The sequence below is a fragment of the Streptomyces sp. SID1328 genome (assembly GCF_009865595.1).
Lineage (GTDB): Bacteria > Actinomycetota > Actinomycetes > Streptomycetales > Streptomycetaceae > Streptomyces > Streptomyces griseoluteus.
The window spans coordinates 1-8,598 of record NZ_WWKH01000240.1; the positions used below are offsets into that span (position 1 = coordinate 1).

Genomic DNA, 8,598 nt, shown 5'->3' on the forward strand with positions numbered 1-8,598 from the left:
GACGTGGCGTGGGGGAGACTGCGACTCGGCCCCGGCTGGACCGGAGCCGACCAGGTCACCGAAGGGACGAGCACCGCATGAGCCAGACCGTCGACCGCGCCCTGAGCATCCTCCCGCTGCTCGCGGAGGGCCCCGCCGACCTCGGCCAGGTCGCCGAACGGCTCGGGGTGCACAAGTCCACCGCGCTGCGCCTGCTGCGCACCCTGCACGAACACGGCCTGGTCTACCGCCAGTCCGACCAGCGCTACCGGCTAGGCGCCCGCCTCTTCGCCCTCGCCCAGGAGGCGATGGAGAACCTCGACATCCGCGAGATCGCCCACCCCCACCTCGTCCGGCTCAACGAGGCGTGCGGGCACACCGTGCACCTCGCCGTGCACGAGGAGAACGAGGTGCTCTACATCGACAAGGTGGACAGCCGTTACCCGGTGCGCATGTACTCGCGCGTCGGCAAGCCGGTCGCCATCACGGTCGCCGCCGTCGCCAAGCTGCTGCTGGCCGACCTGCCCGAGGGCGAGCGCCGGGCGCTCGCGGAGAGGCTCGAATACCCCCTGTACACGGCCCGTTCCACCCCCAACGCGGGCGCGTTCCTGCGCGAGTTGGAGAAGGTGCGCGAACAGGGCTGGGCCACCGACCTCGGTGGCCACGAGGAGTCCATCAACTGTGTCGCGGCCCCCATCAGGGGCGCCGACGGCCGGGTGGTCGCCGCGATGTCGGTCTCCGCGCCGAACGTCGTCGTCACCGCCGACGAACTTTTCACCCTGCTCCCGCGGGTGCGCCGCACGGCGGACGCGATCAGCGGCGAGTACTCCGGAAGAACCCCAGTGAAGGACCCCACCGCATGACCGACAAGATCGCGCTCACCCCGAAGACCCACACCGTGCCGCCCGCGAAGTTCTCCCACGGCGTCAAGAAGGGCAACATCCTCCAGGTCGCCGGCCAGGTCGGGTTCCTGCCCGCCGAGGAGGGCAAGGCCCCCACCCCCGCCGGTCCCACCCTGCGCGAGCAGACCCTGCAGACCCTCGCCAACGTCAAGGCGATCCTCGAAGAGGGCGGCGCGAGCTGGGACGACGTGATGATGATCCGCGTCTACCTCACCGACGTGGACCACTTCGCCGAGATGAACGACATCTACAACACCTACTTCGGCGAGCAGGGCCTCACCCAGCCCCCGGCCGCCCGCACCACGGTCTACGTCGGGCTGCCCGCCGGGCTCCTGATCGAGATCGACGCGCTCGCCGTCCTCGGCTGACCGCCGCTCAGCAGACCGCACCACCCGCACCACGCACACGGCACGGCACCCCCTTCGGGTGCCGTGCCGCGCTCCACCCTGCCCGAAAGCCGGATGTACTCACCTCACTCACGCAGAGGACCGCCCTCTCATGTCCCTTCCGCTCGCCGCACCCGCGCCCGCCGCGCCACCCCACACCGGAGGACTGCTCCTCCTGCTGGACGGCACCCCCGGCCTGCTCACCGTCGCCGGCCTCGGCATCGCCCTGCTGCTCTTCCTGATCATCAAGGTCCGGCTGCAGCCGTTCGTCGCGCTGCTCACGGTGTCCATAACCGTCGGCCTGCTCGCCGGCCTCTCGGTCACCGAACTCTTCGGCACCGTCCAGCGCTCCGACGCCGTCTCCACCATCGAGTCCGGCATGGGCGGCATCCTCGGCCACGTCGCCGTCATCATCGGCCTCGGCACCATGCTCGGCGCGATTCTGGAGGTCAGCGGCGGCGCCGAGGTCCTCGCCGGGCGCCTGCTGCGGCTGTTCGGCGAGAAGCGGGCACCGCTGGCGATGGGCCTGACCGGCCTCATCTTCGGCATCCCGGTCTTCTTCGACGTCGGCATCTTCGTCCTCGCGCCACTGGTCTACGCGGCCGCGAAGCGGGGCGGCAAGTCGATCCTGCTGTACTGCCTGCCGCTGCTCGCAGGCCTGTCCATGACGCACGCGTTCCTGCCCCCGCACCCCGGCCCGGTGGCCGCGGCCGGCCTGCTGCACGTCCAGCTCGGCTGGGTCGTCCTCATGGGCGTGGTCTGCGGCATCCCGGCGGTGCTGGCCGCGTGGGCGTTCTCGGCGTGGGTCGGCCGGCGCATCTTCGTCCCCGTCCCGCAGGACATGGTCGAGGCGGCGGAGGAGGCCCGGCAGGCGGTGCTCGCCGAACAGCGCGCCTCGGGCGTGGAGCCGGCCGAGAAGCCGGTCCCGCTGGGCACCGTCCTCGCCATCATCGGTACGCCGCTGATCCTGATCCTCGCCGCCACCTTCTCCTCGGTCGCGCTGGACCCCTCCACCGTGCGCTCGGTCATCGAGTTCTTCGGGCACCCCTTCGTCGCCCTCACCATCGCCCTGGTGCTCGCCTACTACCTGCTCGGCATCCGGCGCGGCTGGTCCCGCAAGTCCCTGGAGAACGTCTCCACCGCCTCCCTGAAGCCGGTCGGCAACATCCTGCTGGTGGTCGGCGCGGGCGGGGTCTTCGGCGCCGTCCTCAAGGCCAGCGGGGTCGCCCAGGCGCTCTCGGACACCTTCCACGGCGTCGGCCTGCCGGTGATCGTGCTCGCGTACCTGATCTCGCTGGTGCTGCGGGTCGCCCAGGGCTCGGCCACGGTCGCCATCGTGACGACGGCGGGCATCGTCGCCCCGCTGCTGACCGAGGGGCACCACTCCCAGGCGTTCACCGCCCTGGTCATCATGGCGATCTCGGCCGGCTCCATCTTCGCCTCGCACGTCAACGACGGCGGGTTCTGGATGGTCGCCAAGTACTTCGGCATCACCGAACGCGACACGCTGAAGACGTGGACGGTTCTCGAATCGGTGCTCTCCCTCGCCGGGTTCGCGGTCGCGGCGGTGGTCAGCCTGTTCGTCTGACCGTTCCTCGGGCGGACCGGACGGGGGACGTACCGGGGGGATACCGGCGGGAATGGAGCGCCGGGTGGTTCCGGCACAGGGAAGTCGTCCATACTGCCGCCGTGGAGCAGCGCATAGGATCGAGCAGCCAGCCCCTGAAGGGCGAGCCCGTCACGGGTGCCGGGTTCGACCCGGCCTTCATCCCCGGTCTGACGGGCTCCGCCGCCCAGGGGGAAGCGGAGGACGCCGAGGCGACGGCCGAAGCGGCCGACTCGGCCGAGGCGGAGGAGAGTTCGGCGTCCGCGGAATCCGTTCCGGAGGCCGACGCGGCCGACGCCGGGGAGGAGCCCGCCGAGGAGGGCGGACCCGTCTTCGAGGCCGCCGACCGCCGGGCGCGGATAGTCGCGGACCGGCGGGGCGTGCGCCTCGCCCTGGACGCGGAGGAGTGCGAGTTCACCTGGCCGGAGATCGCCGCCGTGGAGACGGAGACGGCCCGGTTCGGCAAGCGCTTCACCGTCACGGTGCACACCCCGGACCGCCGCTGGTACCCGATCGAGATCGAGGCCCCCTCCCGCTCGCAGTTCGCGGAGTGGGACGCCTCGATGGACGCGGTACTGGACGCCTACTTCGAGTCGGAGTGACGAACGGCGGTGCCCCGGCCTCCCCTTGGGGGAAAGCCGGGGCACCGCCCGTTTCCGGTACCGCTACGGCATCCCGTGCACGTGCGGACCGACCGCGCCGGACCAGGCGTTGCCCGCCGTGGCGTCCCAGTTGGTCGACCAGGTCATCGCGCCCCTGAGGTCCGGGTAGGTCCGGGGGGGCTTGAAGGAGCCGCAGCCGGTGCCCTTGGCCAGGCAGTCCAGGGCGCTGTTCACCACGCTCGGCGCCACATAGCCGCTGCCCGCACCCCGCGTCGAGGCCGGCACACCGATGCCCACCTGCGAGGGCGCGAGCCCGCCCTCCAGCTGGATGCAGGCCAGCGCGGTCAGGAAGTCCACCGAGCCCTGGCTGTAGACCTTGCCGTCGCAGCCCAGCATCGAACCGCTGTTGTAGTACTGCATGTTGACGACCGTGAGGATGTCCTTGACGTTCAGGGCCGTCTGGAAGTAGGAACCGGACGTCGACTGCATGTCGATCGTCTGCGGCGCCATCGTGATGATCAGCGACGAGCCCGCCTTCGACGAGAGCGACCGCAGCGCCTGTGTCATGTACGTCGGGTTGAGCCCGTTCTCCAGGTCGATGTCGACCCCGTCGAACCCGTAGGTCTGCATCAGGGAGTACACCGAGTTGGCGAAGTTGTTCGCCGAGGCGGTGTCGCTGACCGCGACCGTGCCGCGCTCGCCGCCGACGGAGACGATCACCTTCTTGCCCGCGGCCTGCTTGGCCTTGATGTCGGCCTTGAACTGGTCGACGGTGTAGCCGTTCAGCCCCGCCGAGTCCAGGCTGAAGCTCACCGCGCCCGGCGTGGAGGTGGCGTCCGCGAAGGCCACCGCGATGATGTCGTAGGCCGAGGGCACATCGGAGATCTTCTGCACGGCCGCGCCGTTGTTGAAGTTCTGCCAGTACCCGGTCACCGCGTGCTTGGGCAGGTCGCCCTTGGGGACGGTCCCGCCGCCGGACGTGGTGGTCGCGCTCACGGTGGCCGACTTCGCCGACTCACCGGCCGAGTTGGTCGCGGTGACCTGGAAGGAGTACGAGGTCGACGCCGCGAGCCCGGTGACCGTGGCCGAGGTGCCGCTCACCGCGGTGACCTTGGTGCCGTCGCGGTAGACGTTGTAGCCGGTCGCGCCCGACACCGTGTTCCAGGCCAGCGAGACCGAGGACGAGGTGGTGCCGGACACCGCGAGGCCGCCCGGCGCGGCCGGCTTCGTCGGCGCCGGGTCACCGCCCCCGCCGCCGTCCGGGCCCTGCACCTGGACGTCATCGGCGTAGTACGCGGCCTGCCCGTACCAGCCGTGGGTGTACACGGTGACCGAGGTGGTGGCGGAGCCCGTGGTGAACGTCGTCGAGAGCTGCTTCCACGACGAGCTGTCCGGCGTCCAGGTCGACACGTCGGTGGTGCCGGTGCCGGTCGCCCCGAGGTAGGCGTATCCGCCCTGCACCCAGGCGCTCAGCGTGTACGTGGAGTTGGGCTTGACCGCCACCGACTGGACGCACTGGGCGTTGTCCTGCCCGGCCGGGGTGGCCTTCAGCGCGGCGGAGCCGCTGTGCACCGGGGACGAGACGGTCGTCCCGCTGCCCGCCGAGCAGGTCCAGTTGGACAGGCCCGACTCGAAGCCGGCGTTCCTGGCGTTGTTGACGTCCGCCGCCGAGGCGGGAGCGGCGGCCAGCCCCGCCACGGCGAGGGCGAGAGCGGCGGTCACCGCCCGGGCACGGGCCCGGCCGCGTCCGCCGCGTGCGGGCATGGCAGATACGAGGTCCAACTGGAGCCTCCAGTGGGGGAGATCGCGGGGGAGAGGGGATGAGCACCTCTGTGCGCCCACGTTGGTCCAGACCAATTCGGCTGTCAAGGGGTGGCGTGCGGACGGCTCCCGGCCCGCCCGCGCAACCTGTCCCGTTTTGAGGCAACTTGTGACCGGAGAGTTCCCCACGAGCTACACAAACGCTGTTCTCCCGTGATCCAGGCGTGGATACAGTGCTCACGTAGTCACGCAACGAAGTCGTCATGGCCCGAGGGGAACCGTGCCGGTGGGCCGGAGGGTGTGAGAGCGGGGAGCTGCGCGTGCCAACTGCCATCGCCGTGACCAGTGCCGACCTGGCACTGCCGGCGCAGGACGAGCGGACCATGCCCGCCGTCGTGCTGCGCGATCTCGACAGCCGCCCGCTGGACCAGACCCTCTCCGAAGTCCAGGGCGTGATCGACCAGTTCGGCTATCTGGTGGTTCTGTGCTCCAAGGCCACCCCGGAGCCCGTGTTACGCCGGCTGCACACCCTGCGCTCCCTGCTGGAGAGCGACCGGATCGCCGTGTTCCGGCCGGAGTTGCCGCCGCTCGGCGTCGCGGTCCTGGCCCGGCAGTTACGGCAGCTCGCCACCTGCGACCTCAGCCCCGGTGTGCTCGCCTCGGCCGGGCGGCTGCTCACCCACTACATCCACGCCGGTGCCGTACTCGGCTCGGTCGCCCGCCTCGACCACGTGCCCGTGGGACTCAAGGCGCACGCCAAGTCCTGGTTGCCCGGAGCCCAGTTCGCCGTCGTCGCCCACCCCGACCCCCAGCTCGTCAAGGCCGTGCAGGGCGCCACCCTCAAGGGCCCCGAGTTCAGCACCTGGATGCTGCTCGCCCGCGGCCAGCTGCAGTCCGACTGGATCACCGGGTTCGCGAAGGGCTGGGGGGTGCACGGGCTGCGCGAGACCCCGCTGCCCGCCGAGTCGCCCGCCTGGTGGGGCACCGGCCGGATGATCGAGTTCTGCGGGTACCTCGCCGACCTCTCCGTGCTCTATCAACTCGTCACCTCGGTGCGGCAGTCGGGCTGCCACTGGTGCGGTCTCGACGTCATCGGCGACCGCTGCGTCTTCTGCTCCGCCTCCCCGCCCGAGCACCCCCTGCCGCCGCCGCGTGCCCTTCAGGGGCGTACGCCCGCCTGAACCGATACGGACCCCGCTCCCGTCCCGCACGACCGATTCCCCCAATGAGGTTGCACGGTTCATGAACTCCCGTCAGCGCCGCGGCGTCATATTCCTGATCCTCTCCGTCCTGTGCGCTCTCGGCGCCTTCGCGGGCGTGCTGTCCGTCATCAGCGACGTGCGCTCCAAGGTCGGCCCCGAGGTCACCGCGTACCGGGTCAAGTCCGCGGTCCAGCCGTACACCGCGCTCGGCGCGGACCAGTTCGAGAAGGTACGGATGCCCAAACGGTGGCTGTCCGCCAACGCCGTCACCGACCTCTCCCAGCTGCGCGGCAAGATCGCCGTCACCACCCTGCGCGCGGGCTCCCTGCTCCAGACCGACATGGTGGTCGACCAGCCCGAACTGCGGCCGGGCCAGCAGGAGGTGGCCATCATGATCGACGCGGCCACCGGTGTCGCGGGCAAGATCACACCCGGCGCGCGGGTCAACGTCTACGCCACCTTCGAGGGCAAGAAGGAGAGCGACCCCGACCAGTCGAAGATCATCGTCACCGACGCACGGGTCCTGGACGTCGGGAAGATCACCGCGCTGGACCCCGACCGGGACCGCGACCAGCAGCGTCAGCCCACCGAGGCCGTCCCCATCACCTTCGCGCTGTCCGCCCTGGACGCTCAGCGCGTCACCTACGCCGAGTCCTTCGCCCAGCGGGTCCGGCTCGCCCTGGTCGCCCCCGGCGGCGAGTCGGAGATACCGGACCGCGAGCGCACCTATGAACTAGCGACGGACAAGTGAGAGGCGGCCCGCATGCCCACCAGGATTCTGCCGGCCGGCGCGGACCCGGACGCCGTACGGTCCCTCACCACCCTGCTCAGCCAGCTCCCCGACGCCGAGCCGGTCCCGCCGGTCACCGACTCCACCCGGCTGATCGACACCCTGGCGCGGCTCGCCGCGGAGTCGGTCGACGAACTCCCCGAGGTCGTCGTCGTCCATGAACGCATCGGCCCCGTACCGGCGCTGGAACTGATCCGGGAGATAGCGCTGCGCTTCCCGGCCGTCGGTGTCATCCTCGTCACCACCGACGCCGGGCCCGCGCTGTTCGCCGCCGCGATGGACGCCGGCGCCCGTGGTCTGGTCGGGCTGCCGCTGGCGTACGAGGACCTCGCACACCGGGTGCAGGCCGTGGCCCAGTGGTCCAGCGGGGTGCGCCGCCACCTCGGGCACGGCGGGGCGGACGTGCTCAGCGGTCCCGGCGGCACGGTGATCACGGTCAGCGGGGCCAAGGGCGGCACCGGCGCCACCACGGCCGCGCTCCAGCTCGCCCTCGCCGCCCAGGCGTCGGGCCGGGCCACCGTACTGGCCGACCTCGACCTCCAGACCGGTGACGTGGCGTCCTTCCTGGACATCCAGTTCCGCCGCTCGGTCGCCGACCTCGCCGCCATCGCCGACATCTCCCCGCGCGTCCTCGCCGACGCCGTCTACCGCCACGACACCGGGCTCGCCCTGCTGCTGGCGCCCGGCGAGGGCGAGCGCGGCGAGGAGGTCACCGACCGCGCCGTACGCCAGATCATCCACGCCCTGCGCGCCCGCTACGAGGTCGTCGTCCTGGACTGCGGCGCCCAGCTCACCGGGGCCACCGCCGCCGCCGTGGAGGGCGCCGACACCGCGCTGCTGGTCACCACGCCCGACGTGGTCTCGGTACGCGCCGCCAAGCGGACCGTGCGGATGTGGGACCGGCTCCAGATCCGCAAGGCGGAGGAGACCACGGTCGTGGTCAACCGGCACACCCGCGTCACGGAGATCCAGCCCGCGCTCATCCAGCGCATCACCGGCACCGCCCTGGCCCGCACCACCGTGCCCGCCGCCTTCAAGGAGCTGCAGGGTGTGGTGGACGCCGGACGCGTGCACGAACTCGACGCCCGCAGCACCGTACGCCAGGCCCTGTGGGCGCTGGCCGGGGAACTGGGCCTGGCCAGGGCCGCCGACGGCCCCGCCCACCGGGGCGGCCGTCAGCGCGGCGGCGACCGGGGCGCCGTGGGCTTCCGGCGGCGGAAGGAGTAGGCATGAGGCGCCGCGGCAGGTTAGGGCCTGTCTTCTGGATCAGGCCGGCTCGGGCCGACGGTGCCTTCGAGCCGACCCGAGCGGGGTCTGGTGCGTGCAGCTGCAAGGCGGAGGAGGGCGTCGACGCGGAGCGTCGGCAACCG

The 8,598-nt window shown here is 71.5% G+C and carries 8 protein-coding genes; 7 read left to right on the forward strand and 1 reads right to left on the reverse strand.

The genetic code is table 11. The annotated features are described in order from the left end of the window. The first annotated feature begins 77 nt into the window (after positions 1 to 77). From GT030_RS06960 to GT030_RS06975, 4 genes are all read left to right on the forward strand, one after another. Positions 78 to 842 carry an IclR family transcriptional regulator gene (locus GT030_RS06960; RefSeq protein ID WP_161200320.1) on the forward strand — a complete coding sequence of 255 codons (765 nt, stop codon included), beginning with the start codon at positions 78 to 80 and terminating at the stop codon, positions 840 to 842. Then, positions 839 to 1,249, forward strand: a complete 411-nt coding sequence (locus GT030_RS06965) for a RidA family protein (RefSeq protein WP_161200321.1) — start codon at positions 839 to 841, stop codon at positions 1,247 to 1,249. The genes GT030_RS06960 and GT030_RS06965 overlap by 4 nt, the downstream gene beginning before the upstream one ends. A 130-nt stretch (positions 1,250 to 1,379) precedes the next feature. Next, the gene (locus GT030_RS06970; protein ID WP_161200322.1) at positions 1,380 to 2,855 is read left to right on the forward strand and encodes a gluconate:H+ symporter; all 1,476 of its coding nucleotides are present in this window, start codon (positions 1,380 to 1,382) and stop codon (positions 2,853 to 2,855) included. A gap of 101 nt (positions 2,856 to 2,956) precedes the next feature. Further along, positions 2,957 to 3,475: a hypothetical protein gene (locus GT030_RS06975; RefSeq protein WP_161200323.1), complete on the forward strand. Its 519-nt coding sequence runs from the start codon at positions 2,957 to 2,959 to the stop codon at positions 3,473 to 3,475. Between the two features lie 63 nt (positions 3,476 to 3,538). Here GT030_RS06975 and GT030_RS06980 read toward each other — a convergent pair whose 3' ends face one another. Beyond that, positions 3,539 to 5,239 carry a glycoside hydrolase family 18 protein gene (locus tag GT030_RS06980; RefSeq protein WP_161200327.1) on the reverse strand — a complete coding sequence of 567 codons (1,701 nt, stop codon included), beginning with the start codon at positions 5,237 to 5,239 and terminating at the stop codon, positions 3,539 to 3,541. A gap of 260 nt (positions 5,240 to 5,499) precedes the next feature. On the opposite strand from GT030_RS06980, the gene GT030_RS06985 reads away from it, so the two are divergent. The 3 genes from GT030_RS06985 to GT030_RS06995 all read left to right on the forward strand — a co-directional run bounded on the left by GT030_RS06985 (position 5,500) and on the right by GT030_RS06995 (position 8,455). Then, positions 5,500 to 6,417, forward strand: coding sequence for a hypothetical protein (locus GT030_RS06985; RefSeq protein ID WP_161200324.1), 918 nt, complete (start codon positions 5,500 to 5,502; stop codon positions 6,415 to 6,417). A gap of 61 nt (positions 6,418 to 6,478) precedes the next feature. Further along, complete coding sequence (cpaB, locus tag GT030_RS06990) at positions 6,479 to 7,189, forward strand: Flp pilus assembly protein CpaB (protein WP_161200325.1); 711 nt, start codon at positions 6,479 to 6,481, stop codon at positions 7,187 to 7,189. Positions 7,190 to 7,201: 12 nt separating this feature from the next. Continuing rightward, positions 7,202 to 8,455 (forward strand): AAA family ATPase, encoded by a 1,254-nt coding sequence (locus GT030_RS06995; protein ID WP_161200326.1) that lies wholly within the window; start codon positions 7,202 to 7,204, stop codon positions 8,453 to 8,455. The last annotated feature ends 143 nt before the right edge of the window (positions 8,456 to 8,598 follow it).

Coding starts and splice junctions, on each gene's coding strand:
- GT030_RS06995 (WP_161200326.1), top strand. CDS start 7,202: ATGCCCACCAGGATTCTGCCGGCCGGCGCGGACCCGGACGCCGTACGG.
- GT030_RS06965 (WP_161200321.1), top strand. CDS start 839: ATGACCGACAAGATCGCGCTCACCCCGAAGACCCACACCGTGCCGCCC.
- cpaB (WP_161200325.1), top strand. CDS start 6,479: ATGAACTCCCGTCAGCGCCGCGGCGTCATATTCCTGATCCTCTCCGTC.
- GT030_RS06970 (WP_161200322.1), top strand. CDS start 1,380: ATGTCCCTTCCGCTCGCCGCACCCGCGCCCGCCGCGCCACCCCACACC.
- GT030_RS06960 (WP_161200320.1), top strand. CDS start 78: ATGAGCCAGACCGTCGACCGCGCCCTGAGCATCCTCCCGCTGCTCGCG.
- GT030_RS06985 (WP_161200324.1), top strand. CDS start 5,500: ATGGCCCGAGGGGAACCGTGCCGGTGGGCCGGAGGGTGTGAGAGCGGG.
- GT030_RS06980 (WP_161200327.1), bottom strand. CDS start 5,239: ATGCCCGCACGCGGCGGACGCGGCCGGGCCCGTGCCCGGGCGGTGACC.